The organism is Clostridioides sp. GD02377 (genome assembly GCF_045899875.1).
Classification (GTDB): Bacteria; Bacillota; Clostridia; order Peptostreptococcales; family Peptostreptococcaceae; genus Clostridioides; species Clostridioides difficile_A.
Map to the genome: position 1 here is coordinate 17,891 of NZ_JBJODA010000002.1, position 26,632 is coordinate 44,522.

The 26,632-nt window shown below is 26.5% G+C and carries 25 protein-coding genes and 1 other RNA gene; 16 read left to right on the top strand and 10 right to left on the bottom strand.

Translation table 11 applies throughout. The features are described from left to right. Positions 1–147: 147 nt before the first annotated feature. Entirely contained in the window at positions 148–1,440 is a 1,293-nt protein-coding gene (eno, locus tag Q3304_RS01910; protein ID WP_054271648.1) for a phosphopyruvate hydratase, read from the top strand. A gap of 119 nt (positions 1,441–1,559) precedes the next feature. Here the strand turns inward: eno and Q3304_RS01915 are convergent, their stop codons facing one another. Continuing rightward, entirely contained in the window at positions 1,560–1,988 is a 429-nt protein-coding gene (locus Q3304_RS01915) for a MarR family winged helix-turn-helix transcriptional regulator (RefSeq protein ID WP_054277596.1), read from the bottom strand. Between the two features lie 84 nt (positions 1,989–2,072). Between Q3304_RS01915 and Q3304_RS01920 the strand changes: the two genes are divergently transcribed. Beyond that, a complete protein-coding gene (locus Q3304_RS01920; RefSeq protein WP_407814601.1) occupies positions 2,073–2,552 on the top strand; it encodes a GNAT family N-acetyltransferase in 480 nt (159 codons plus the stop codon). A 143-nt stretch (positions 2,553–2,695) separates the two neighbouring features. Continuing rightward, complete coding sequence (gene secG / locus Q3304_RS01925) at positions 2,696–2,920, top strand: preprotein translocase subunit SecG (RefSeq protein WP_003421948.1); 225 nt, start codon at positions 2,696–2,698, stop codon at positions 2,918–2,920. Between the two features lie 477 nt (positions 2,921–3,397). Here secG and Q3304_RS01930 read toward each other — a convergent pair whose 3' ends face one another. The 5 genes from Q3304_RS01930 to Q3304_RS01950 form a co-directional block, all read right to left on the bottom strand. Then, positions 3,398–4,336, bottom strand: coding sequence for an AEC family transporter (locus tag Q3304_RS01930; RefSeq protein ID WP_054271645.1), 939 nt, complete (start codon positions 4,334–4,336; stop codon positions 3,398–3,400). Positions 4,337–4,339: 3 nt separating this feature from the next. After that, positions 4,340–4,714: a VOC family protein gene (locus tag Q3304_RS01935; protein WP_065388497.1), complete on the bottom strand. Its 375-nt coding sequence runs from the start codon at positions 4,712–4,714 to the stop codon at positions 4,340–4,342. A 271-nt stretch (positions 4,715–4,985) separates the two neighbouring features. After that, the gene (locus Q3304_RS01940; protein ID WP_054271644.1) at positions 4,986–5,483 is read right to left on the bottom strand and encodes a YbhB/YbcL family Raf kinase inhibitor-like protein; all 498 of its coding nucleotides are present in this window, start codon (positions 5,481–5,483) and stop codon (positions 4,986–4,988) included. A gap of 123 nt (positions 5,484–5,606) precedes the next feature. Continuing rightward, positions 5,607–5,969: a winged helix-turn-helix transcriptional regulator gene (locus tag Q3304_RS01945; RefSeq protein WP_407814600.1), complete on the bottom strand. Its 363-nt coding sequence runs from the start codon at positions 5,967–5,969 to the stop codon at positions 5,607–5,609. Between the two features lie 17 nt (positions 5,970–5,986). Then, positions 5,987–6,601 (bottom strand): HEAT repeat domain-containing protein, encoded by a 615-nt coding sequence (locus Q3304_RS01950; RefSeq protein WP_407814599.1) that lies wholly within the window; start codon positions 6,599–6,601, stop codon positions 5,987–5,989. 599 nt (positions 6,602–7,200) lie between these two features. On the opposite strand from Q3304_RS01950, the gene rnr reads away from it, so the two are divergent. The 5 genes from rnr to Q3304_RS01975 all read left to right on the top strand — a co-directional run bounded on the left by rnr (position 7,201) and on the right by Q3304_RS01975 (position 13,982). Then, positions 7,201–9,336, top strand: a complete 2,136-nt coding sequence (gene rnr, locus Q3304_RS01955) for a ribonuclease R (RefSeq protein ID WP_054271641.1) — start codon at positions 7,201–7,203, stop codon at positions 9,334–9,336. A gap of 340 nt (positions 9,337–9,676) precedes the next feature. Beyond that, positions 9,677–10,168, top strand: coding sequence for a YfbM family protein (locus tag Q3304_RS01960; protein ID WP_054277593.1), 492 nt, complete (start codon positions 9,677–9,679; stop codon positions 10,166–10,168). 1,081 nt (positions 10,169–11,249) lie between these two features. Next, complete coding sequence (locus Q3304_RS01965; RefSeq protein ID WP_407814598.1) at positions 11,250–12,122, top strand: ABC transporter ATP-binding protein; 873 nt, start codon at positions 11,250–11,252, stop codon at positions 12,120–12,122. Further along, positions 12,119–13,408, top strand: a complete 1,290-nt coding sequence (locus Q3304_RS01970; RefSeq protein WP_407814597.1) for an ABC transporter permease — start codon at positions 12,119–12,121, stop codon at positions 13,406–13,408. Before Q3304_RS01965 ends, Q3304_RS01970 begins: the two co-directional genes overlap by 4 nt. After that, on the top strand, positions 13,338–13,982 hold the full coding sequence (locus Q3304_RS01975; RefSeq protein WP_407814596.1) for an ABC transporter permease: 645 nt from the start codon (positions 13,338–13,340) through the stop codon (positions 13,980–13,982). Before Q3304_RS01970 ends, Q3304_RS01975 begins: the two co-directional genes overlap by 71 nt. Positions 13,983–14,514: 532 nt before the next feature. Here the strand turns inward: Q3304_RS01975 and Q3304_RS01980 are convergent. Then, entirely contained in the window at positions 14,515–15,342 is an 828-nt protein-coding gene (locus tag Q3304_RS01980) for an AIM24 family protein (RefSeq protein ID WP_167639924.1), read from the bottom strand. 516 nt (positions 15,343–15,858) lie between these two features. Between Q3304_RS01980 and smpB the strand changes: the two genes are divergently transcribed. The 4 genes from smpB to Q3304_RS02000 all read left to right on the top strand — a co-directional run bounded on the left by smpB (position 15,859) and on the right by Q3304_RS02000 (position 20,841). Next, positions 15,859–16,314 carry an SsrA-binding protein SmpB gene (smpB, locus tag Q3304_RS01985; protein ID WP_054277589.1) on the top strand — a complete coding sequence of 152 codons (456 nt, stop codon included), beginning with the start codon at positions 15,859–15,861 and terminating at the stop codon, positions 16,312–16,314. Between the two features lie 157 nt (positions 16,315–16,471). Beyond that, positions 16,472–16,821, top strand: a transfer-messenger RNA (tmRNA) gene (gene ssrA / locus Q3304_RS01990). Positions 16,822–17,165: 344 nt separating this feature from the next. Beyond that, complete coding sequence (locus tag Q3304_RS01995; protein ID WP_074076117.1) at positions 17,166–18,074, top strand: hypothetical protein; 909 nt, start codon at positions 17,166–17,168, stop codon at positions 18,072–18,074. A gap of 187 nt (positions 18,075–18,261) precedes the next feature. Continuing rightward, a complete protein-coding gene (locus Q3304_RS02000; protein ID WP_074076118.1) occupies positions 18,262–20,841 on the top strand; it encodes a P-loop NTPase fold protein in 2,580 nt (859 codons plus the stop codon). 160 nt (positions 20,842–21,001) lie between these two features. Here Q3304_RS02000 and Q3304_RS02005 read toward each other — a convergent pair whose 3' ends face one another. Genes Q3304_RS02005 through Q3304_RS02015 form a run of 3 tightly spaced genes read right to left on the bottom strand, consistent with a single transcriptional unit; the run spans position 21,002 to position 23,740 of the window. Beyond that, entirely contained in the window at positions 21,002–22,168 is a 1,167-nt protein-coding gene (locus Q3304_RS02005; RefSeq protein WP_407814595.1) for a tyrosine-type recombinase/integrase, read from the bottom strand. Further along, a complete protein-coding gene (locus Q3304_RS02010) occupies positions 22,158–22,910 on the bottom strand; it encodes a Fic family protein (RefSeq protein WP_407814594.1) in 753 nt (250 codons plus the stop codon). The genes Q3304_RS02005 and Q3304_RS02010 overlap by 11 nt, the downstream gene beginning before the upstream one ends. 56 nt (positions 22,911–22,966) lie before the next feature. After that, the gene (locus Q3304_RS02015) at positions 22,967–23,740 is read right to left on the bottom strand and encodes a helix-turn-helix domain-containing protein (protein ID WP_407814593.1); all 774 of its coding nucleotides are present in this window, start codon (positions 23,738–23,740) and stop codon (positions 22,967–22,969) included. 137 nt (positions 23,741–23,877) lie between these two features. On the opposite strand from Q3304_RS02015, the gene Q3304_RS02020 reads away from it, so the two are divergent. From Q3304_RS02020 to Q3304_RS02035, 4 genes are read left to right on the top strand one after another with little or no spacing between them, the layout of a single operon-like run. Beyond that, the gene (locus Q3304_RS02020) at positions 23,878–24,078 is read left to right on the top strand and encodes a helix-turn-helix transcriptional regulator (RefSeq protein ID WP_074076122.1); all 201 of its coding nucleotides are present in this window, start codon (positions 23,878–23,880) and stop codon (positions 24,076–24,078) included. Between the two features lie 3 nt (positions 24,079–24,081). After that, positions 24,082–24,396, top strand: coding sequence for a hypothetical protein (locus Q3304_RS02025; RefSeq protein WP_074076123.1), 315 nt, complete (start codon positions 24,082–24,084; stop codon positions 24,394–24,396). A gap of 21 nt (positions 24,397–24,417) precedes the next feature. Continuing rightward, the gene (locus Q3304_RS02030) at positions 24,418–25,161 is read left to right on the top strand and encodes a hypothetical protein (RefSeq protein WP_196340744.1); all 744 of its coding nucleotides are present in this window, start codon (positions 24,418–24,420) and stop codon (positions 25,159–25,161) included. Between the two features lie 33 nt (positions 25,162–25,194). Next, entirely contained in the window at positions 25,195–26,508 is a 1,314-nt protein-coding gene (locus Q3304_RS02035) for a DnaB-like helicase C-terminal domain-containing protein (protein ID WP_272864713.1), read from the top strand. Positions 26,509–26,632 lie beyond the last annotated feature (124 nt).

Consider the following 26,632-nt stretch of genomic DNA (forward strand, 5'->3'; position numbering starts at 1 on the left):
TTTACAAATTTACCCATCAAATAAATTTGTACCTAATTTTCAAAAAAGTCTTTATGTACTATAATATAAAAAGTAGAGTAAAATAGTAGATGTAAGTTTACAGCAAATGAAAATTTAACTAATAGAAAATCGAAGGGAGATATACAAATGTCAGTTATTGAATTAGTATATGCTAGAGAAGTATTAGACTCAAGAGGAAATCCAACTGTAGAAGTTGAAGTAGTATTAGAAGATGGAGCGATGGGAAGAGCAATAGTTCCATCAGGAGCATCTACAGGAGCTTTTGAAGCTGTTGAATTAAGAGATGGAGATAAAGACAGATACTTAGGAAAAGGTGTAGAAATAGCTGTTGCTAACGTAAATGAAATAATAGCACCAGAAATAGAAGGAATGGATGCATTTGACCAACCAGCTATAGATGCAATCATGATAGAATTAGATGGAACTCCAAACAAAGGAAAATTAGGAGCTAATGCTATATTAGGTGTTTCAATGGCAGTAGCTAGAGCAGCTGCTGATGAAATAGGTCTTCCATTATTCCAATATTTAGGTGGAGTAAATGCTAAGCAATTACCTGTTCCAATGATGAACATATTAAATGGTGGAGAGCATGCTGATAATAACGTTGATGTTCAAGAGTTCATGATATTACCAGTAGGTGCTTGTTGCTTTAAAGAAGGTTTAAGAATGGGTGCGGAAGTATTCCATTCATTAAAGAAAGTTTTAGGAGAAAAAGGATTAGCTTGTGGTGTTGGTGACGAAGGTGGATTTGCTCCAAACTTAGGTTCAAACAGAGAAGCTTTAGAATTAATAGTTGAAGCTATAACAAAAGCTGGATATAAGCCAGGTGAAGATGTTATGTTAGGACTTGACGTTGCTGCTACAGAAATGTACAACAAAGATACTAAAAAATATGTTTTAGCAGGAGAAGGAAAAGAGTTAACTGCTGCTGAAATGGTTGCTTTATATGAAGATTGGTCAAACAACTTCCCAATAATAACTATAGAAGATGGTTTAGATGAAGAAGATTGGGATGGATGGAAATTATTAACTGAAAAATTAGGAAATAAGTTACAATTAGTTGGTGACGACTTATTTGTTACTAATACAGAGAGATTAGAAAAAGGAATTGAAAATGGAGTAGCTAACTCTATATTAGTTAAAGTTAACCAAATAGGTACAATAACTGAGACTTTAGATGCTATAGAAATGGCTAAGAGAGCAGGATATACTGCTGTTATATCTCATAGATCAGGAGAAACTGAAGATTCTACTATAGCAGATTTAGCTGTTGCAGTAAATGCTGGTCAAATAAAAACTGGTGCTCCATCAAGAACTGATAGAGTTGCTAAGTACAACCAATTATTAAGAATAGAAGAAATGGTTGGAGAGCAAGCTAGATACTGTGGATTAAAATCTTTCTATAATTTAAAAAAATAGTTATTGAAGATTAAAAATATGGTATTAAAGATTAAAAAGATAACATAAAAGATAAAAATTTATCTTATAAGGGATAAGTGATAGTTGATTTTTCAATTCACTTATCCTTTTTTTATGCTTCATTTCTTACTTTTATTCACAGCTTTAGAAAAAATACGAATAAAAGTTTCTATTTCATCTTTATCTAATTGATGTAAGAGATTTCTAAATACAATTATTTCTATATCTCTATGTTCTTGTTGAGCCTTTAAACCTAATTCAGTTAAGACTAAGTTATACCCCCTTTTATCTTTAATACAGGGATTCTTTTTAATAAATTTTTTTAATTCAAGACGTTTTACAGCACTTGTTAATGTGCTTTTTGGCAATTCTAAAATTTCACTAATTTCTTTCATCATACTATTTGGATACTGTTCAACTATTTCTAAAATGCTTAATTCTACTAAAGAAATACCATGAATAGTAGGATACTTACCACTACACATTTCTGTTTTCATCTGCATACTAACAATATGCCACAGGTTGTTTAGCTCTTTTACAGGATTCATTGACTTTTACCTCCATATATGATACGATTGTCGTACTAATATAGTACGATAATCGTATTAATTTGTCAATAGGATGGTGTTTTTATGAATTTAGAGATTATACAAGCTACAATTGAAAATGCTACAGAAATGGGTCTTATACATTCTTGTTCATGGAGAAAAGCGTATAAAGGAATTATTCCAGATAAGATAATAGATGAATTCACTTCTGAAAAAAGAGCAGAAGTTTTCCAAAGTGTTATTCCAAAAGCTGAAGAGGAATATTATCTTTTTAAAGTGAATGATATACCTGCTGGTTTTGCTTCATTAAATAGAAGCCAAGAGGATAATGCTCCAAAATGTATTGGAGAAATATATTCTATATATTTCCATCCCGATTTTTGGGGAACATCTGTTACAAAAAAAGGATTACAATTTTGCATTGATAGATTAAGCAATTTAGGATATTCACATATAACGATATGGGTTCTAAAAGACAATACTAGAGCTATAAAATTCTATAAAAAAATGGTTTTACTTGTGATGATTTTGAGAAAGAGATACATATTGGGAACAAATTATTAGAAGTACGTTATTCAAAAAAGATATAGTAATTGCATATTATTTTTGTTTGTTATTTATGGCTTAATAGTCTTGAAATGACTATATTATTGTGATACACTAAAGAGTAATGAAATTTAAGTAATAAGTAGATAGGAGGGGCAATAATGAGCAACATTTTAATGGGTGTGCAAGTAGTACTAGGGATTTTACTAGTAATTAGCATAATGCCTCAAGATTCAAAGAATGCTTTGCCTTCAGAGTTTGGTGGAGAAGGAAGTCAAGCTTACTTTAAACCAAAAGGTAAACAAGCATTTCTTGCTAGAGTTACAAAGATAACAGCAGTATTATTTTTTATAAATGCATTGGCATTACTTATAGTTAAGAAGTAATGATATTGTTGAATAACTGGCCATTATTTAATTAGTGCATTTGGAAAATATTTAAAAATTAAATTTAGTTTTTAATGAAAGTACGTAAAGTAAAAAATAAAACAGGACTAATAATTTTACATTGTTAGTCCTGTTTTTATTTTAAAGATTAAGTTAGATATTTTGATTATTTATATTTATGTGTATCTTTATCAAACCAGATAATTAGTTTATTACAACTTGGACAAGTGCCACAAAATAAGCCACAAATAGCAGCAGTATTTTCACAAGGTTTCATAAAGTCATCTCCATTAAGTTTTATAGTATGGCTAGTATTTTGTAAATATAAATAACACTTTCATAATATTTTATAAAATAATCTTCAATAAGGCTTATATCGTAAATATTATGTAGAAGTAAAAGCATACAACTATAAAATATCATATAAGCAAATTTGAACATTTAATAAGTAAATCTAAATATTTAGATAGGATTAATTTAAATAAGATTATTCTGTTTTAAAATAAATATTATTAAAAATACTGTAATTATAGAAAATGCAGAGGTAAATACTACAATTTGACCAGCTAGTTCACTATCAGAATCCATCTGTTGTGCCATTGTAAATGAAGAAACAGCAGTTGGAGCAGATAACATTATCATAAGTGAGGCTAATTCTACATTTCTAAATCCAAGAAGAATACTAATTGGCAAGAATATAGTAGGTACAAGTATAAGTCTTCCACATACCCCCAATAAAATGGGTCTTAGATGTCCCTTTATAGAAGAAAAACTAAAAGAGCCTCCTAATATTATAAGAGATAAAGGTGTTGCAATTTTAGATATATCTCCAATTGTCTTATGTAAAAATGTAGGAATATTAATATCTAAAATTAACATAATAAGACCTATTGCAGAAGCTATTATAAGTGGATTTGTTATAATACCTTTAATCATATGTTTTATGTTTACTTTTCCACCTCTAAAAATTTCAAGTATTACAACAGATAATACATTAAACATAGGTACAATGACTGCAATTAATAAAGATGTGACTCCAATGCTCTTATCTCCAAATAGTGAGATTGTTACAGGTATACCAAATATAACGAAATTGCTACGGAATATACCTTGTATTAATGCACCTCTTGATTTATTATCTTTTTCAATTTTAGGGATAATAAAAACTAGGATTAAGAAGGTTGAAAAAATGATTATAACAGCTACAATCATAAGTCTAAAATTAAGAGAGCCATTTAAATCTGTGTTATATATGTTAAAAAATAATAATAATGGCAAGAAGGATTTGAAACAAACATTATTCATTTTATTTAAAGTGTGTTCATCAAATAAGCCTAATTTTTTTAGAACATATCCAAGTGACATTGTGAGAAACAAAGGAAGAACAACATTTACTGATAAAATTAAATTTTCCAAAGTCTATTCTCCATAACTCGATAATTCAATTAAATTTCCATCAGGGTCCCTTAAATAAATGGATTTCATTTTACCAAAGACTCCTGTACGCTCTACAATTCCTTGTTCAACTTGAATATCATTTTGTTCTAAGTATTTTTTTGTCTCATCAATATTTTCATTTATTTCAAAACATAAATCAGCACTACCTGTTTGTACGTTTTTGCTATGTGGTGAAAGTTCATGACCTTTTATATGGACATTTATCTTAAAATCTCCAGCATAAAGCTCATATCTTTTATTCATTTCCTTAAATGTAAAACCAATTTTTGTATAAAATTTGATACAATTTTCTATATTATTAGTAGTAATTACTACATGGTCTATTTTTTTTATCATAACAACTCCTTAAGATTTTATATATTGATAAACTTAACATAAATTTATTTGATTTTATAAACTGATACGATTTGTCTTGATTGTCTAATTTTATCTTGATTGTTGAATTTTATATTTATTATTGAATTTCATGTAGAGTGTTAAATTTTATGTAAATCGCAGGATTTAATGTAATCTGTTAATTAAAATATAAAAAATATTCTAATAACAATTAAGCTAATCATTAATCAAATGTAGACATTTAATTAATGATTAGCTATAGTCAATCTAATTAGTTAGAATAACTTCCTTTTAATGTAAATGTATCTAAAACGTGTCCATCCATAGCTTTAAAAAACTCATTCATATAGAATCCTTTTTCAAGGTCAAGAATAGTATCAAGTGCAAATACATGTATTTCATAAACATGAGGTCTGTCTGGAGGTGCCATACCACCATATACACTGGCTTCTAATCTGTCAAGACCTCCTAGTTTACCATGCCAGCTAGTAGTTCCTTGAACAAAATCAGTAGCTGTTATACTTTCATTTTCACTTAATTCATCTCTTGTTATATTTACAGCTAACCAATGTATCCACGCAAATCCACATACAGGGACAGAATCTTTGTCTTCTAAAAATACTGCAAAGGATACTGTATTCTTTGGAGCATCTTCAAACTTTAGAGGTAGTGAGTATGTAGGCATACCACCTTCATTGAATTGAGTTCCTCTTTTTCCATATTTATCTTCTATAACGCCGTTTACTATACCAGTACTAGTTACTTTCATAATAATTTACCTCCTAAATATATAATAAATTAATAGAATATTTCTGTAATTTAATTATATACCAATTGAAAATAATGGTAAATTACTTACTTTTTTGTGTGTATCTATTTAGGGGGTATCTATTTATTTTAAAATACCTTTTTCCTTAAGTATATCTTCCATGCCATTATCGAGCATAAAGTTAATTCCTATATCTTGCATTATAGCCAAAGCATCTAACATTTGCTTTCCTCGAATAGGTGTAAGTGAATACTCAACCTTAAGTGGGTAACCATCATATGTCTTTTTATCTACAAGACCAAATTCGATTAATTCTTTAAGCTGTTCAAGCAACATTTTTTGATTAATACCATTAATCTCCTTCTCAAGTTTTGATAGAGAAGTTGGTCTCATACGTAATCTCCATAATATAATAGATTTCCATTTGCCTTTTATCATATCATGTGTTAATTCTAAGGGGCAAGTATATTCATCGCGAAGTTTCAAATAAGGTCACCTCCAATTTATTTTGCTAATATACGTTTTGAAGCAAGCTTATATACAAACTCAACTTTTTTATTTGTGATATCCCATGAGTCTAATTCTTTTTTTATTAAATCTGGATATTTTTTACTTATATCTCTAAGAGCATTACCAACAGATTTTCTTAAGTATTCACTATCATTATCTTTTAAACTAGAAAGTAGAGATATAGCGACATCAGGATTAGATTTAAAATAATCTCGATTGGTCCAAATCCTAAGGCCTTCTGTGATAGCTCTTTTTACGTTTGGATTGTCAGAATTAATCCATTCTTTTATTACAGGAAGTGCTTTTTCATATCCTACCTCACTACAATAATAATCAAATGATTTAGCTAGTATTTCCTGTACTCTCCAGTTTTCATCTTTACTAACATTATCTTTTAAAAATAACAACGCTTCAGAAATTGTTATTGATATAAATCCAAGTATAAACACTGCCAATTCTCTTACTTGATAGTATTCTGATCTATATAAGTAGATTGACAGATAATAACATTTTTTTGATTCATTATTTTTTACAATCTTTTTAGCTATAGTTTCAATTTCTTTAAATCCATTTTCTATAGTAATAATTTTTGCAATTACTTCTTCCAATTTTATCTCCTCCAATAAGTAGATTAGTTTAAATTTCATGTATTTATTTGTAAAAAAAAGTTTGTTTAGTTTAGATAAAATAAAGACTTGTCAAAAAACGTTTGCAAGTCTTTAGTACTAGCATAAATAAAAAATAATAAAAAATCAACCTCATTTAACATATAAATTTACTTTTATTATGAGTTTTATATTATTAAGTTGTGTTTAAAAAATTAATTGAGTTATATAAATTTTACATGATTTGAGTATACTAATAGAATAAATTATTATATAGTAATACTTATATGAGATGAATATTTTACCAATCCTATCTGATAGTGTATAATTAGGTGATAAAGTAGATGACAAACAGTAATTTAAACAATCATAATGATATTTATACAGATAATTTATTCTTAAAGAATCAGCATAATAGTGTTTTAAGCTATTACTTTACAATTTATAATAAATACAAAATATAAATAAGTAATTTAACTTGTAGGAATAATAAAAAGTATAAAAAGTTATATGTAATTAATAAAAAAGCTTTGTTCTAAGGAATATAAAAGGTAATGTAATATAAACAATAATATAATGAAAGATTAAAATAGGAGGGAAAAATGATACCAGGACTTAAAGAGAGTTTGTTAGGATTAATAAATGAAAGCGCATATAATCCTCTAAAGAAAGAAGAATTAGCAGAAATTTTTGATATACATTCATCAGAAATGCCAATGTTCTATAATTTTTTAAATGAATTAGAAGAAGATGGTTATATAAGTTTTACTAAGAAAGGAAAAATAATATCTCCAAATCAAATGGGATATTTTGTTGGAAAATTTGTATCACATAAAAAAGGATTTGGATTTGTTGAGTCTGATGCTGAGTATACGCAAGATTTATTTATTTCAAGTGACAATATAAATGGAGCTATGCACAATGATAGAGTTATGGCAGAAATAGTTGTACCTGCGACTGAAGAAAAGAGAGCTGAAGGAAGAATAGTAAAAGTTATAAAGAGAGAGATAACTAGAATAGTGGGTACTTTTCAATCAAGTAAAACTTTTGGCTTTGTAACACCAGATAACAAGAAGTTTACTAAAGATATATATATACCTAAAAAACATTTTAGTGGAGCAGTAGATAATGATAAAGTAGTATGTGAAATTACAGTATGGCCACAAGAGGATAGAAAACCAGAAGGAAAAATTATAGAGATACTAGGTCAAAAAGGTGAAAGAGGCGTAGAAATAGACTCTATAATAAGAGAACATGGTCTTCCAGAAGAGTTTCCAAAAAAAGTATTGCAAGAAGCTGAGGCTGTGGCTGTTGAAATTCCTCAAGAAGAGATAAAAAGAAGAAGAGATTTAAGAGATTTAAACATATTTACTATAGATGGAGATGACGCAAAAGATTTAGATGATGCTATATCAATAGAAATATTACCTAATAAAAACTTTAAATTAGGAGTTCATATAGCTGATGTCACACATTATGTAAGAGAAAAAAATAAACTCGATAAAGAAGCCTTAAAAAGGGCTACATCAGTTTATTTAGTAGATAAAGTAATCCCAATGTTGCCAAAAACTCTTTCAAATGGAGTATGTAGTTTAAATCCATTTGAAGATAAGTTAACTCTTTCTATATTTATGGAAATAGACCATAAAGGAAATGTAGTTAAACATGAGATATGTGAATCTATAATAAATTCAAAAGCTAGAATGACTTATACAGAAGTGTCTGACATATTAGAGAAAGATGATGAAAAACTTAAAAAGACTTTTGAACATGTTGCAGATGACTTTAAGAATGCCGAGGTCTTAGCTAGAATTCTTATGTCAAGAAGGGAAAAAAGAGGGGCTATAGATTTCAATTTCCCAGAAGCAAAGATAATTCTAAATGGAAACGGTGAAGTTGCAGATATAAAGCCATATGAGAGAAGAATATCTAATAAGATAATAGAAGAATTTATGCTTATAAGTAATGAGACAATTGCAGAACATTTTTATTGGATGGGGATACCATTTGTGTATAGAATACATGAGACACCATCTTTGGAAAAAATGGAAGAATTGAGTAAGTTTATATCTACATTTGGATATGTAATAAAGGGTGACAAAGAGGAAGTACATCCAAAGGCATTACAAGGTATAATAGAGAAGATAAAGGGCAAAAAAGAAGAAGGTGCTATTAGTACTATAATGCTTCGTTCTTTAAAACAAGCTAAGTATTCACCAGAATGTAGTGGACATTTTGGATTAGCAGCTAAATTCTACTGTCACTTTACTTCACCAATAAGAAGATATCCTGACCTTCAAATTCATAGAATAATAAAAGAATCTTTAAATAATAAGATAAGTGGAAAGAGACAGGAACAGCTTACTACTATAGTGGATTATGCATCTGTTCAATCATCTGAAAAAGAAAGAAAAGCAGAGTTAGCTGAAAGGGATGTACATGATTTCTATAAGGCTCTTTATATGAAGGATAAAGTTGGTCAAGAGTTTGAAGGCGTTGTATCTAGTGTAACTTCATTTGGAATATTTGTTGAGCTAGATAATACTATAGAAGGATTGATAAGACTTGCAAATATGAATGATGATTATTATATTTATGATGAGAGTTCTTATAGTGTTGTAGGAGAAAGAACTAAGAAGTCATATAAGATAGGTGATTTAGTTAAGATAAAAGTTGAGGGTGTAAATGTAGATTTTAAAGAAATTGATTTTGAAATAGTTGAAAAAATAGAGGAATAAGTAAAACATCTAAAATAGATATGAGAAGTTGTAGTATTTATGGTATAACTAAATTTGTAATACTCAATGCGCAATGAAAATTAGAAGTTAAAAAATATTTAATGAGAATAGATAATATAAAAATATTTGATGAAAATAGGTAGTATAAAAATACTTAGTTAAAAACAGATATTTAAAAAATAAATTTTTAATATAAAATAAGTGTATCATTTAAAACTTGAGATACACTTATTTTTTTTGTTCTACATAAATTTTTGTTTTATTTAATTTATAACGATATATTACTTTGTATAAATTTAGTGTTAAAATAAAAAAAACACTACTTAGGAGGAATAGAATTATGGGTATGATAGGATGTTATATTAGAATAAGTGAAGAAAATGTTTTGAAATTACAACAAGCAGAAGATAACTTACAAGGTTTATTTTTTGGAGATATGGATGAAGATAATACTATCAGTATTGATAAAGCATGGCATGCTATTCACTTTACTTTAACAGGTTGTCCATTTGGAGGAGAGGATGATAATATATTTAGCAAACTAGTAATGAGTGGAAATGTATTTATGGAAATTGATGGAGAACCACCTGCAATGCTGATTACTGCTGATGATGTAAAGAAGCTATCAGAAGCAATGGACAGTTTGGAAGAGCAGAAGTTTAGAGAAAAATTTAATATTAGTGAGATGTTAGAAAATAATATTTACCCTGTTATGGATGATGAGAATGAAGAAGAGTTTTTTGATTATGTATGGGCAAATTTGATTGAACTTAAAAAGTTTATAGAAGAAGCTGCTAATGAGAGACAAGCAGTAATATTTTATATAATGTGATGATTACTAAAAAACTATGAACGATTAATACATTTATATATCTTAGACATGAGGAAGTATGATTTTATAAGGGAAGGTACATATTAGCCTTTTAATTATTTATTTAATAGTAGCATTTTAAAATATATCAATTATTTTTGGATTCTTGTGGTGTGTAGCTACATATATTTTATTTATCTTAAAAGGCTAAATGATTTATCCTAAGTTAGTATCATTAGGATACAAGTATGTGATAAATATTTCTTAGAACAGACTATATAATATGATTCTGAAATATATGAGTCTACAATAGGCATTTAATAATCTTCCAGATTCTAATTTAATTGATAAAATAGAGGATTTTTTAATTATAGTCTTGAGTCTATTATATTTTTGAAATTTATCTATTGTGTTCTATAATTCTCTTGTATATCTATAATATTTTTTCATTATGTGACTCGATTTATTTTTGAAGCTAACCTATCATATTCAATAATTCTTTTAATTAGATATTATGTTTTTTTATTATGTGAATTAATTTTTTTGAAAATTTATCTCTTATATCCAACAATTCTTTTGTATACTTATCTTATTTTTTCATTATGCAAATCAACTATCTTTTGAAGCTAAACTCTTATATCCAACAATTCTTTTGTATACTTATCTTATTTTTCATTATGCAAATTAACTATCTTTTGAAGCTAAACTCTTATATCCAACAATTCTTTTGTATACTTATCTTATTTTCCATTATGCAAATCAATTATCTTTTGAAGCTAATCTCTTATATCCAATAATTTTTTTAGTTATCTGCAATATTTTTTCGTTATAGCAACTTACCATCATATTGAAAGCTATCCATTATAAATAATTCCTTTAGTCATCCACCATATCTTTTTATTATATAAAACGGACTCACAAATAAAGTAAGTAAAAATAAAAAATATAGATACTCTAATTAAAAGTAGAAAAATTAAAATCTTTAGGAAAAATTTAGAAATTTATAAATAATATCTTAAGTTTTAGAATTTATTATGAAAATACAATAAAAAATTTATAGAAATACAATTCTATAAAACTATTTCTGGAGGTGTATTTATATATGGAAATGAAAATATCAGTGTCTAATCTTAGTAAAAGATTTGGAACAAAAAGTGCTCTTGATAGTATAAATCTTGAAATTGACAGTGGGATGTTTGGGCTTTTAGGAAGAAATGGAGCAGGAAAAACGACTTTTATGAGAATTTTAGCTACCTTATTATCCAAAACAGAAGGTTCAATAGATATGTGTGGGGTTTCTATTGAGAATACTAAAGATATTAGGAATATGGTTGGCTATTTACCACAAGATTTTTCAATGTATCCCAATATGACAGTATACAAAGCAATGGATTATTTGGCAGTTTTATCGAATATACCACTAAGGAAAAGAAGAAAAGTTATATGCAAGTTATTAAGTAAAGTAAACCTTACTAATCATCAAAATGTTAAGGTAAAGTCTTTATCTGGAGGTATGAATAGAAGGCTTGGCATAGCGCAAGCACTAATTCATAATCCAAGAGTTTTAATAGTAGATGAACCAACAGCAGGTCTTGACCCAGAAGAGCGTATAAGATTTAGAAATCTATTATGTGAAATTGCAAATGATAGAATTGTTATATTATCAACGCATATTGTTGGAGATATAGAAGCTACATGTGAAAATGTGGCGATATTAGATAGTGGAAAAGTTATATACAATGGCTCTACTGAGGCTTTAGCAAAACTAGCTCAAGGAAAAGTATATAGTATTGAAGTAGATAAAAAAGATATTGAAAATATAAAAAATAAATTTGTAGTTATAGGTATGCTGACTCAAGGTGGAAAGGCTACACTTAGGGTCATATCAGATGATAAACCTTTTGAAAATGCAGTAGAATGTAATCCAACTATTGAAGATGGCTATATGCTTATAATGGGAGGAGAGAAGATATGAATCTATTTGTAAAAGAATGTAAAAATATATTAAAAAGTATAGTATATTATGTTTTTATTATAGTTTTAGTGTTTTTTTATGTTTCTCAACTTGGGGGTTCAGTTTCTAAAGATGTAAGTAAAAATGTTCCTAATGATGGGAATCCATTAGTTGCTCCTCAAAGGGTAGAAGATATTGAAGAATATTATTCTATACACAATCAATATCCATATGGTCAAAAAGAATCTATGAAAACAGAAGAAGTCATTCCAAATGCAACTATAAATTTAATTAGAGAATATCAAGAAAACTCATATACAACATATCCAACAGGAATAGTTAAATCTATAAAATTGGACCAAAATAAAACCAAGACCATAGAACAATATATAGAAGAAATAACTGGTAGAAGTATTGAGAAAATAAATTCACTATGGAAAAATGGAGAGAGCATAAAAATAGATTATTCAAGAGTATCTATTGGAAGATTTGAAGAAATAATGCAAAGAGTAGATGATATTTTAGGCGGAGGGTCTGCATATGCCTTTGATAAGTTGCAAAGATTTGGAGTAGTTCCAATTTCTTATAATGAAGCGATGCAGAATTATAACTATACAATAGAAAAAGATAAAGTTACTAATGGTTATGCAAGAATTTTTTGTGATTATATAGGTATAGTCTTAAGTATATTTCCAGTGTTTGTGGCAGTTTTCATGTCACTTAAAGATAAACGTTCAAGAATGAGAGAAATTATTTATTCAAAACAAGTATCATCATACAAAATAGTTTTATCAAGATATTTTGCACTTGTTTTTATGATGTTATTACCAGTATTAATTTTAGGTATAAAAGATTTGCTTCCTTTGATTGAATTTGGCAAAAATGAAGGGATATCAGTTGATAATTTAGCATTTATAAAATATACAATATGGTGGCTACTTCCAACACTTATGATAGCTACAGCTATAGGTATGAGCCTTACTATATTAACAGATACACCAATAGCAATTATTGTTCAATTAATTTGGTGGTTTTACAGTATAAACTCTACAGGTCTTAAAGGTGATTATCCAACAATGGGGTTAATGATAAGACATAATAGTGTGCTAAGTGGGAATATTGTTGCACAAAACTTTAATCAAATTATGAGTAATAGATTTATGATGAGTCTAGGTGCATTAGTGATTGTTTTGCTAACGATATTCTTATATGAGCAAAAAAGAAGGGGGAATCTTGATGTTGCATCAAAGCTTTCAAAACTGTTTAGTTTTAATAAAAGAAAACTTCAAATTAAGCACTTTAATTAATTTGATATGTTCAATTATATTGTTATGTTTGATTCCTCTAATACAAGGAGTAGCTAATTTAGATAGAATTTCGTCAGCCATATGTTTAGAAAATTATGTTGTAATAGTAGGAATAATAATGTTGGTACCTATATTTTCACTAGAGCAATCAAAGGAGCTTGATGAAATAGTATCATCAAAATCACTATCTCAAGTTATTGTACAATCAATTAGAATACTGATGTCAATTATAAGTATAGCTGTTTTAATCATAGGTTTTGTAAATGTTTTAATCTATTTAGGTGGAAATTTTCCAGTAACTGAGTATATCATTGGAAGCTTCGCATCAGCTATGTTTGTAGGAAGTTTGGGAATGTTTTTTTCGAATTTATTTAATAATACAATCATTGGATATATGGTGTCTATAGGATATTTAATTTTAAATATGATGACTAAAGATAAGTATGTTGGAAATTTTTTTATAATGTCTATGAGTCAAGGCAGTTTTGATGAAAAATATTGGTTGATATCTGGAAGTGTAGTGTTGATAATCATATCTCTATTGATAAAACCAATAAAAAGGAAGGTTAGGTAAATAATATGAGAGCTTTAATAAAATGAAGGTAATAGAAATAAAAAGTACATTTATGAGATGCAAGTTTATTTTTATGTACACAAGATATAATTTGATATTTATGTATGTAAATAGATGTATTTATCTATTGGTATAAAAGTACATATATATACTGAATTTTATTAAAAGCTCTCAAATTTATATTTTTTAGTAATTCCACAGTAATAGTTTAATAAAATCTATGGTAAATTTATAAATTTCATAGTGATTTTACAAAAAGTAGTTTAGTAAAACCTACAATAATTTTATAAATTTCATAGTGATTTCACAATAATAATCTAATAAAACTTATAGTAATTTTATAGTGAATTCATAATAATAGTCAAATAAAATCTATAGTAATTTTATAAATTTCATAATGAATTCATAATGATAGTCAAATAAAACCTATAGTAATTTTATAAATTTCATAATGATTTCACAGTGATAGTCAAATAAAACCTATAATAATTTTATAAATTTCATAATGATTTAGTAAGTATTTATAAAACTACTATTTTTGTTTAGAAACTTTATTATTCATGTTATCATTAGTAGGCATTGAGCCAAAGCTTAATTTTTCATACATTACTTGAGTTGGAGCTAGCCAAACTGTACCATTACCAGTAAATGTATTTAAGAAACCTTCACCATTTAAAGCAGAACCAATTAAAGACTTATCTGATTTAGTAACAGAGAAATTAACTCCAGATGTTCTTGCTATTGCAAAGTTACCATCTACCTTTAATTCTTCTCCATTTTTTAATTCATACTCTACAATTTCACTTTGAGGAACAACGCATTCTAGAACGATTACACCAGTACCACTTAATTCTATTTGGAAGAAACCTTCACCACCAAGTAAAGCAGATGAGAAATTCTTTTGTGTAAATGCCTTTACTTCTATTGTATCAGAACAGCAATAGAATAATCCTTTATCAACAACTATTGAATCATTATCAAGGCTCATAAATAAGTAATGTCTAAAAGAAGGTTCTAAGTAAACTTCGCCAGTACCTTTATATACAGGTTTCATCATTGATTCATTAGTAAGTGCTCCTGATATTCCTTTTTTGAAAAGGCCTCCAACGCCACCAATCTTAGTTTCAGAAGAGATATTACCTTTATAATAATATAATGCACCAGCTTCTGTTTTTATTGATGAATTATTTAACTTTATCTTAATTTGTCTAGCTCTTAAGCCAGCTTCTCTAGCAAAATATAATCCCATTGCCATCATTGGGCTAGAAGCACCTTCAAGTTTTTCAAATTCTAATATTTCAAATTCACTTTTGCCATCTGATGCATTTTCTAAAATTCTTACTTTTTTGCTTAAATCCATACAAATTTCTCCCTACTATAGTTAAGATTTATCTCTAAAATATTACAAGATATAATTATATATTACATTTTTTTTGGAAAAATGGCTACTTTATCATCAAATTTTTACATCTTTTAAGAAACTTTAAGATGGTTATAGCTGAAGTAGGATTTTTTAAGGATGTGTGATTATTTAAATGGATATTTTGAGTATTATTTATTATTTGTGGGTATTATATTTTATGGGCATGTTAAAAGATAAAAGATAGATATTTAGAGTAGTTTTTGTTTTGAAGTTAATAAATTGATTTTAGTAGTTAAATTTAGCTTGGTATTGAATGTATTTGATATGGCTTGTTATTTATTTTGCTTTACTATTTATCATATTACTTAAGAAACTTAATATATTAGTGTAATCTTGACTAAAATTCCTAAATATGTTATTATACAGGTTAGTCAAATGATTTAGTAGCATGAAAAATTTAGCAAATTATTAATATCAATTGAAGAAATTTCTAGCAAAGAAGGTGAGATTTATATGGCTGGTAAGAAAGTATTAGCAACAAACAAAAGAGCAAGACATGAATATTTTATAGAAGAAACTTATGAATGTGGAATTGAATTAAAAGGAACAGAAGTAAAATCAATAAGACAAGGTAAAGTTAACCTAGGTGATGGATATGCATCTGTAGATAATAGTGAAGTATTTTTGAAACAAGTTCATATAAGTCCATATGAGCAAGGAAATATATTCAATGTTGATTCTTTAAGAGTTAGAAAATTATTGCTTCATAAGCATGAGATAAGAAAACTTATTGGAGCAACTACTATAAAGGGGTATTCACTTATACCACTTAGTTTATATCTAAAAAATGGTAAAGTTAAAGTAGAAATTGCTTTAGCAAAAGGGAAGAAGTTATATGATAAGCGTCAAGATATGGCTAAGAAAGATGCACAAAGACGTATAGAAAGAGAAATGACAGGCAAGTATTAAATTAGATAAAAGTGTATTTTTTAGAATAAAATTCTTTATTATCTAGAACATAACATTGATTTTTATTCTTAAAAGTATTATATTATATATACATTAAAAATTTAATAAAAATGGTGATAAAGTTTGCGAAAAGTCTAATGGACTATAAACTACTCAAGGGGGCGTAAAGGTTTCGACGTGGGTTTGGAACTTGAGGCTGCATGTCGTGTTACTCTGGGTCACGTAAAAACTGGGGAACTTTAAAATAAACGCAGACGATAATTTCGCGATAGCAGCCTAGTTGCTGCTCGTCCCTCTTAGTCCTCCTGCCGACTAAGACTGGACGTCATTATGCAGGGAACTACTTTAGGGGTGTCTCGACTTAAAGTAGATTAATTGGGACTGGCTAAGCATAGAGCCTGCCACTTGGCGTTATGTGAGGCGAGATATTAGTGAAGTTGGCTAAGCATGTAGATGCAACGAGGAAAAGACTTACGGACAGGGGTTCGACTCCCCTCGTCTCCACCAATTTTTAAAAAAGAATGATGAAATACTTGGAAATACTAGTCTTTATTGACTAGTATTTTTTATTTTGGTGATGAAATCCACCAACCGTACCCCAACCACAGAAAAAGAGGTTTTTTTGAAGATATATTATTAAGTTTTATAGCAATAAAGATAGTTTAGAAAAGATGTAATTTATTTGTGAAGATATATTTTTTTATTTAAAATTCTAAGGTTGTATTTTGAACAAATAATAATAAATTTTATGTGTATACCAAATACTTCATTAAAATGGTAAAATATACCTAAATAGTATTACTAAGAGAATCATTTTATTATCAAATATCTAATTTATAAGGAGGTCTTATGTGAGTAAAATAGAGGAAGCATATAGTTTAGAATTTGAAGATGTAATAGATGCTGAAAAGGCATATGAGTTATTTTGGAATGGTTATATCAAAGATAAAAGAGCATTTGAATGTACAGATTCTAATTGCAGTGCTCAAATAACATGTGTAAATATTGATAAAAAAAAATCTGAGATGAAGAGAATACCATACTTTAAATACTATGGTGAACATAGTAAAGAATGTGAGATGATTAAAGCGTTTAAAGAAGTAAAAGATAGTAAAGCTATAAATAGACAGAATAAACCTATGAAGTATATAAATAATAAAGTGGATATACTTATGTTTAATAGACCAAAAACAGATAATTATGTTAAGAAATCTAATGATGGTGTTAAGAAGAAAAATAAAAAAGAAGTAAAAGAAAACTTAAAAAAGCAATATATTGAGAATGGTTCTAGAAGCTCAAGTTTTTATTCAATTAAACCTTTAATCTCTAAGTTTGAAAAGTATAAATCTGAGAGCTTATTAGATTCTTTTTTTATTAATATAAATAATTTTAAAATTAGTTATAAAAGTATGTTTATAAACATTGCTGATATAAATTATGAGAATATTGAGTCATATAATAGAATCTATTTTGGTATTGGAAAAATTTTTAAATCAAAAAATAATAAAAATGAATTTGTAATTTTTTTAAAAAAAAGTTTTAAAGACGAAGAAATGCAGACTATAATTTGCATAAAAAAAGAAACTATAGATAGATATTATAGAAGTGAGAAAATAAGGAATGAGCTAGAAGGCTTAGTTTCTGACAATGAAAAACAAATTATATTTTATATATATAGTAGACCTATAAAGAAATATAAAACAATATATTTAAATATTTCAAATATGGATTTTATAGATTATAGAATAATAAGAGAATGAAAATTAATTAAGTTATAAGTAGTGCTACTATTAACTTAATAGATGAGAATATATACAATTTCTTTATGGAGTATTAATTAGAAAGATATTGTAGCATGATTATGTTTAAAAAGTAAAATACATGTGTTACAAAACTATTAAAAATAATTTTATGTTTCATGTAATATATTTTGCAAAAGGGGGAGAAATGAAAAAATATTTATTTGATTTTAAAAATGTATATAATGTAACAGGAATTATTAGGTGGTCAATTATTGTAAATATTATTTTATTAGTAGTTGATAAAAATAATATATTATCTAAAGTAATTAGTTTTGGTTTTAACAAAGAGATATACATACTTATGGGAATTTTCATTTTAGTAAGCTTATTTGATTTTGGTTTATTAAATTCATTAAAAATAAAAATAGTTAATGATATTGATATGATATTAATTTTTTCGATAATCATACTTTTTACATTTTCGGTTATATCTTTATTAACATTTAAGGAAGTTACATATAGAGTTTATGTATCAATTATATTTATTTTTATATTGGCTGTTCTATTAATATACAGAATTACTTCTTTTAATAAATTAATTAAAGCTTTAGATAAAAAATCTAATATTTATAGCTTAAAAGACTTGTATGATGGATGTATAACTGAAAATAATGAATTTATATTAGTTAGTGAAGAATATGTGGATTATGATTTATTAGATCGAGATAGATTTATTAATAATTTATATAATATTATAACTAATTGTAATCCACAGAGAAAATTTATCATAAGTTTAGAAGGACCCTGGGGAAGTGGAAAAACTACAGTTCTAAATATTGTAAAAAATAAGATTAAAGAAAATAATTTAGACACAATTATAATAGATGATTTTGATCCCTGGTCTTTTGATGATAATAGTAGTATGTTTAGAGGAATGTTTGATATCCTTCTAAAAAAATCAGGGATAAAATTTAGTGCAACTCAATCAAAAAAAATTATAGATAGTTTGTATGGAGTATTATTTACAGATGAGGATAGAAAAAAAATTAGAGCATTAGGATTGTATAATGAAGAGAGCTTTTCTGAAATAAATAAAATTAAAAAAATGATTAATAATTATCTTCAATTAAGCAATAAAAAGGTTGTTTTTATTATTGATAATATTGATAGAATAGAAAAGGAAAATATTACGCTGCTTTTTAAATTGGTTAATAATATACTTGATTTTGATTATGTAACATATATACTTGCATTTGATGGTGAAAATATGAAAAATATTATGCAAGATGAATTGAAAATAGATTATGATTATCTAAAAAAAATAGTTCAACTTCAAGTGAAATTACCAAATATACAATCTGATGTAAAGATAAATATTATCGACAGATGTATTAAGAATATACTTATTTTATATGGAGAAAAAGAAGAAAATTTAAATGAATATGATATTTTAATCAATAAACTTGGAGTTATTATTAAGGATATTAGAGATTTAAAAAGATTTATTAACTCTGTAGTTAGTTTTAATTATAGAAGCAATAAATATTTAAATATTATAGAAATTTTTATAATAGAATTGATAAAAATGTATAATAATAATTTATATAATTCTATCTATAATAATAGTCAATTTTTTATATCACATGATAAAATATGGCTAAATTCAATTTCTTCATTAATTAATAAACAACAGTTTAATAAAGAAGGTAAAGCATATTTTGATAACTTATTCTCCGATGAAAATAATAAAGAGTATCAGAGTATATTATCAGAGATATTTCCTTATGTTAAAAAGTATAAATGTGGAGAAGATTTAGAATGTACTGTAAATGCAATTATTTCTAACCATGAAGAATATAAGTCTATTGAAAAGAAAAAAAGTATTTGTAGTGCGAAATTCTTTGATTTATATTTTGCTCAAACGGATAATGATTTTATATATATAAGTAATGCTATTGATATTTTTATTGAATTAATTAATAATAGTGATAATAAAATTAATATTATGGATAATTTATATTTATTAATTAGAAAATTTCCAAAAGAAACTCACAAAACTGTTTTTGAAACTATGCAATATTATATAGGAGATATTAAAGTTGAAAATTTACATTATCTAGCATATGCACTATTTTCGAATATATATGAGATTGAAGATGCAAGAGAATTTATGGGGTTAAGTGGCAGAAGTAGAGCTAGTATGATTATATCTGATATATTGCTATTAATGCCTGACATTCACTTTAATAAATATATAGAAGATATGGAAAATGAATATTCAAAGTTAATAATAATAGATAGTATAAATTATTGGATGAAATGCAATAAATATGTAAAAAGTGATATTGAAAAAGAGAGATTAATAAAATTTAATGAAAAATTCATATATATTGGAAAAAATATATATGATAATAATATAAATATATATAAAGAATTTTATAATAAAGATGGTGTATGGGCATTATATCGTGCCTTAAAAGATATTGACAGAGATATTAAGGTTTACATTAAAAATATAATAGATTCAGAGACTATAATTAGACTTATATATGATATTACAATTATGTCTATAGGTACATTTGGCTATAGATATAAAATAAGTACAGAAAATCTGAATACATTGATTACAGTTAATGAAATAGATGACCTTATTCATAATAGGACTTCTAATACTAAGGATGAAGAATTTGTTCTAGAGGTATATAAATACTTTAGAGAAGATATTAGAGATGATTGGGATGAAGCAAGTTTATTATGTAGTAATGAAATTAGTTTAAACTTGTAATTGATTATTTAATTAGTTTTAAATATTTACAAATAAAATTTATAGATATAAAAGATACTAGCTTATAAAACTAGTATCTTTTACTTTATTATTTATATAATAAATATATCAATTACAGAATAGTATTTAGTCAAAAAAGGAGCCAATAGATTTATAGCTTCTAAAATGAAAATATTTTATCCAACTTTTCTACAGCTTCAACTTTCTTATCTTCCATAACTTGAGTATATATATTTAAAGTTATTGATATATCATAATGACCCATTAAAACTTGTACAGTTTTAGGAGGGACATCATTCTCAAAAAGTCTAGTTGCATAAGTTTTCCTAAGACCATGAAATTTTATAGGCTCTATATCTAAGCTATTTAATATAGATTTTAGATTCCTTAAAGGTCTTTTATCATCTACAGGGATACCTAATTCATTGCAAAATATATAATTATCATTTCTATATAATTCTCCAGCCTTTAATATATCTGTATTTTGATTTACTTTATGTTCTTTCAATTTATTTAAGACATCCTTTGGAATCGGTACAGTTCTGTAAGAATTTGATGTCTTTGGCTCTTGCTCTAATACTTTAAGCTCTCTATTTCCATTTTTATCTATAAGATATGTTCTTTGAAGAGTTCTTTTAACTGTTAAATTAGAACTTTTAAAATCAATATCAAACCATTTAAGTCCTAATAATTCTCCTAATCTAAGTCCAGTACCAAGAGCAAGTAAAAATAATACCTCTAATTTATGACCATCTATAGCTTTTATAAAACTCTTTTGTTGTTCAAGAGTCAATATTTCAAGCTTATTTTCCTTTTTTTCAACTGGTATATTTACCATAGTACAATAGTTACGTTGTATAAGACCTTGTTTTTCAGCTTCTGATAAGCAGGTTTTCAGTTTAGTGTTTATTTGTCTTATAGTAGGTATACTTTTATTGGAATCAAGCAATCTATTGTAATATTTTTGTATGTGGGATACTCTTAAGTCTTTTAATTTAACATTGCCTAAATCAGTATCTTTAATATAATTGCGATAGATGCTTTCATATCTCTCAAATGACTTGGGTTTTAAATCTTTTATTCTATATTCAAACAACCAATTGTAAAACCAATGCTCTAAAGTTATTTTATCATTTGAAATATCAGAGTTTAAATAATATTGTTTTTTATAAGTATCTAATTTATCTTTAACTTCCTTTTGAGTCTTACCATAAAATTCTTTTCTTATTGGTTTACCATCTTCATTGTAACCAATCATTATACGGGAACGCCAACCATCTTTATATTTTCCGATAGAGCCTTCTCCATTAGCTCTTTTAGTTGCCATTTTTAAACAGCTCCTTATATGATTTATAGTTATATCCATCAAAGAATGTAATACATTTCTCTAATAAGAATTTTATAACTTCATCAGCTTCTAGTGTTTCATAGAAGTTTAACATTAATGTGTTGTATTCTTGTTTATGCTTAGCTGGTATTGATAGAACTCCTATATCATTATTTATAAGTATTAGGTTTGAGGTAAGTCTAGCAGTTCTTTTATTACCATCATAGAAGAATTGGCAATATGACAACCATAAATTTATTATTATAGCCTTTTCTAAGGGGTTAGTTATTTTATTTATGATATTTATGTCACTTACAAATAAATCATTTAATAGAGTGGCTTCTATGCACTCATATTGAGTAGTACCTGCTATACCTATGTTACCATTTCTAAAATCTCCAACAATTAGAGCTTCATCTTTTGCAACTATTTTATGTATAGAGCAAATTGTATCTTTATTTAAAGGTAAGTTTTCTTTGTTACTTAATTTTATTATATAATCCCATGATGATTTTATATTTAGTATTTGATTTTGGTCACTTAATTTATGCCCACCTACTGTTATACCATCAAGTAATGTTTGTACTTCTGGGAATGTAAATGGGTTATTTTCTAGGTTACCCATATCATACACAAATTCACTTATCATTCTTCTAATGTATGTTAAAGTATATTTTCTATCTCCATGAGGTAGGTTAGTAGGGAATTTATATATGTATTTTGGTATATATGATTTATTCATGATTGTAGCTCCTTTCATAGTTTTTTATCATTACTTTAGATAGTATTGATATTATTTTATATTTTAGTTAGTAGTTTTTTTATTTCTTTAAGTGTATTTTCAAGCTTTTTATTTTTTTCCTTTAATTCATTATTTTCTTGTAATAATTTAAAGTAATCATTATTTTTAATAGTCATATTTTCTTTTTGAGATATTAACTTTTTTAGTCGAATGTTACTCCCATTATCTGTTGCCTCACTAAAGTAATCATAGATTGCTTCTATATTTTCTTCTGATAGACCAATATCTAATAATTCATCAATTGATTGTTTTATAAGAACATCATTTTTAATAATTTCTTTTATGTCATCAGGATGTAATGAAAAATCTAATTCAGTATTAGATATACAATCTGAAAGTATCCAATTATAAACTTGATTTTCATTTAGTTCTAATTTTTCACCAAGTTTATAATATTGGTCTTTATCAGACCAAGCACCTAACAGTAAACTTGAGGTAATTCTAATATCATCATCTTCCATAAGATTTGAAATAGCATTTAAAAATTCATCAAAAGAATAGTATTCTTCTGGGAATAAAGACTGTAAAAAGTATAAAACATCTTCATTAGTCATTACTTCATTTTCAATATCAAAATAAAAGATAGTCTTTTCAATTTTCAAAGCTTTAGCGAGTTTTGATAAGGTATCTATACTAGGTATTCTTTTATCATTTTCATAGTTTATTAGAGCATTTCTTGAGATGCCACTAATTTCAGCAAGTTGAATCTGTGTTAATTCTTTTTGTTTTCTTATCTTTTTTAAGTTTTTTCCAATTTGCAATATTATCACCTCGTATAAAGTATAGCCCAAAAGTACACAAATGAGAACAGAAAAATAATATATTTTTATTGACAGTACACATATGTCGACATTATAATTAAAATGTAAAGTTTACGAATGTAAACTAGAAAAAAGGAGGAAAAAGTATGGGAATCAATTTGAAAATATTTAGGATTAAAAAAGGTTTAAAGCAACAAGAACTGGCAGATAGAGTTGGTATATCAAGATATTATTTATCAAGCTTGGAAAGAGGTAAGGCTAATAATCCAAGCAATGATTTGATGGTTAAACTGTCTAGGGCTTTAGACACAACAGTAGAAGAATTATTTTTTAGTAAGGAGGAGTAAAATATGAAAGAGAATAATAATTTAGAAGTTTTAAAGACATTACAAGCTACTTTAAATATTATTGTAAAGAATGAAGAAGAAGCACAAGAAAAAAAGCAAGGATATAAAATTATTGAAAATGTGAAAAGAAATAAAGCTGAACTTATAACATGTAAAGAAGCATCGAAGCTTTATCCTATAGGAGAATCAAAATTTAGGCAGTTATGTCATTCTAAAAATAAAGGGTTCCCTTGTATATGGATAAATAATCGAGTATACATAATAAAAAACAAATTAGATGATTGGTTTATTGAAAATGCAAATGGTATTAAGTTATAGTCTTAAAGTAGGTGTTTGCAATTGAGCAATAAAGGGTGGATAAAGCTTTATAGGGAGTTGTTGGATAAATCAATTTGGAAAGATATTAAACCAGAAAGAAAAGTAATATTAATAACTCTATTACTTATGGCTAGTCATAAAGAAAATCATGTTTTTATAGATAATAAAAAGATAAAAATAAAGTCTGGACAATTTATTTCTTCATATAGCAAAATAGCTGAAAGATGTGGTAAAGGAGTTAGTTATCAAATGGTTAGAAGTTGTTTGTTGGTTTTTAAAAATGCTGGTTTTCTAACATACGAAACAACAAACAAATATATAGTCATAACTATTGAAAACTGGGAGCTTTACCAAGATAACATAGAAAATCAACAACCTAATCAACAGACGATTAACAATCAATCAACAACAATCAAGAATATAAAGAATGAAAATAATATTATATATAGTGAAATCATAAGTAAATTTAATTCAACTTGTATGGAACTTTCAAAGGTCAATAAACTAACAGATACAAGAAAGAAGAGAATAAATTCAAGAATAAGAGAATATGATAAAGAAACTGTATTAGAGGTTATAAATATAGTCAGTAAGACAAGTTTTCTAAATGGAAACAATAATACAGGATGGAAAGCAAACTTTGATTGGATAATGAATTCAAGTAATTTTACCAAGATACTAGAGGGCAATTATCATAGCAAGGAAATTGTCATAAATAAAGAGACAGGAATATATAATCCAGATGACTCACAATTAAAGTGGTAAGGAGGTTATATTATAAACAATTCAAACAACTTAATTAAAAATACAGAAGCAGAGCAATCTATATTAGGAAGCATTTTATTAGACTCAACAATAGTAGAAGAGTTAGAGCAAATGTTGAATGAAGACATGTTTTATCATGAGGAACATAAATACATATTTAATGCTATAAAAGAAATAAATAAGAGAAATGAAGTAATAGATATAATAACTCTTACAGAAGAATTAAAGAGAAAAGGTCATTTGAATAATACTGGAGGTATAAGCTATATAACTAGTTTGTCAACCATAGTTCCAACAGTATCAAATTTTATGAGTTATGTCAGTATAGTTATTGAAAAGTATAAAAATAGAAATATAATTGATAAATTCAATAAATTCAGTCTTGGAGAAATAGATGATAATACCCTTATATATCAGTTAGAAAATGATATAAATAAAGCTAATCAAAAATTAATAAAAAAGGATTCAAGTATAACAGCCATATCAGAGAGAGCTTTTGAATATATAAATGATGAAATAAATGAAGGTATTAAGACTGGAATAAAGTTCTTAGATGAGACTATAGGAGGTTTATATGGGGGTGAATTAACTACAATAGCAGCTAAAAGTGGAAGGGGGAAAACGGCACTAGCTTTACAAATACTTAGAAATGTAATATTTCAAGGCAAGAAAGTACTTTTTATAAGTGGAGAAATGAGCGATATACAGATTTTGTTTAGAAATATAGCATCACTAACTGGAATATCAGTTGTAAAAATGAAGAATAGAAATCTAAATGATGATGAAATAGTCAAATATATACAAGCTTTAAGCATAATAAATCAAGAAAATAATCTTTATATAAATGACTCTGTAAACACAGTATCAGGAATAAAGAGAGAAATAAAGAATATTAAGCCTAGTTTAGTAATAATTGATTATTTGCAAATTTTGGATTATGAAGGTAAAGAAGTAGGAGAAGCTAAATTCGCTGACTTATCAAGGCAAATAAAAAAGATTACTTTAGATTTTAATATACCAGTTATTCAGCTTGCTCAATTAAATGATGAATTGAAGGATGAAAGACCTAAAGGCGATAGAGTAATGAGAAGTTCAAAGCAGATATATATGGATTCTAATTCAGTTATATATATTCATAGACCTACAGAAAAAGAAGCTCTTAATTATTGTAAGACAATGGGAATTGAGGATATAAGAGAGCTGAGACGAAGAGAAAAAGGTTTTGGTGCTAATTTAAGTGAGATTATTGTTGCTAAAAATAGAGATGGTGAGTCAGGATTTAGACCATATTGGTATATAGGAAATTTGTTTTCTTTTGAAGAATGTAAGAAGATACAAGAGATATAAAAAAGAAGTATGATTTATTAAGTAATAGATAAATTATGTTTCAAGAAGTATTGAATGGTAAATATATAAAACTTAATTAGATGTAATAGAGATTTAAAATATATTGAGTTTAGATTTAAACACT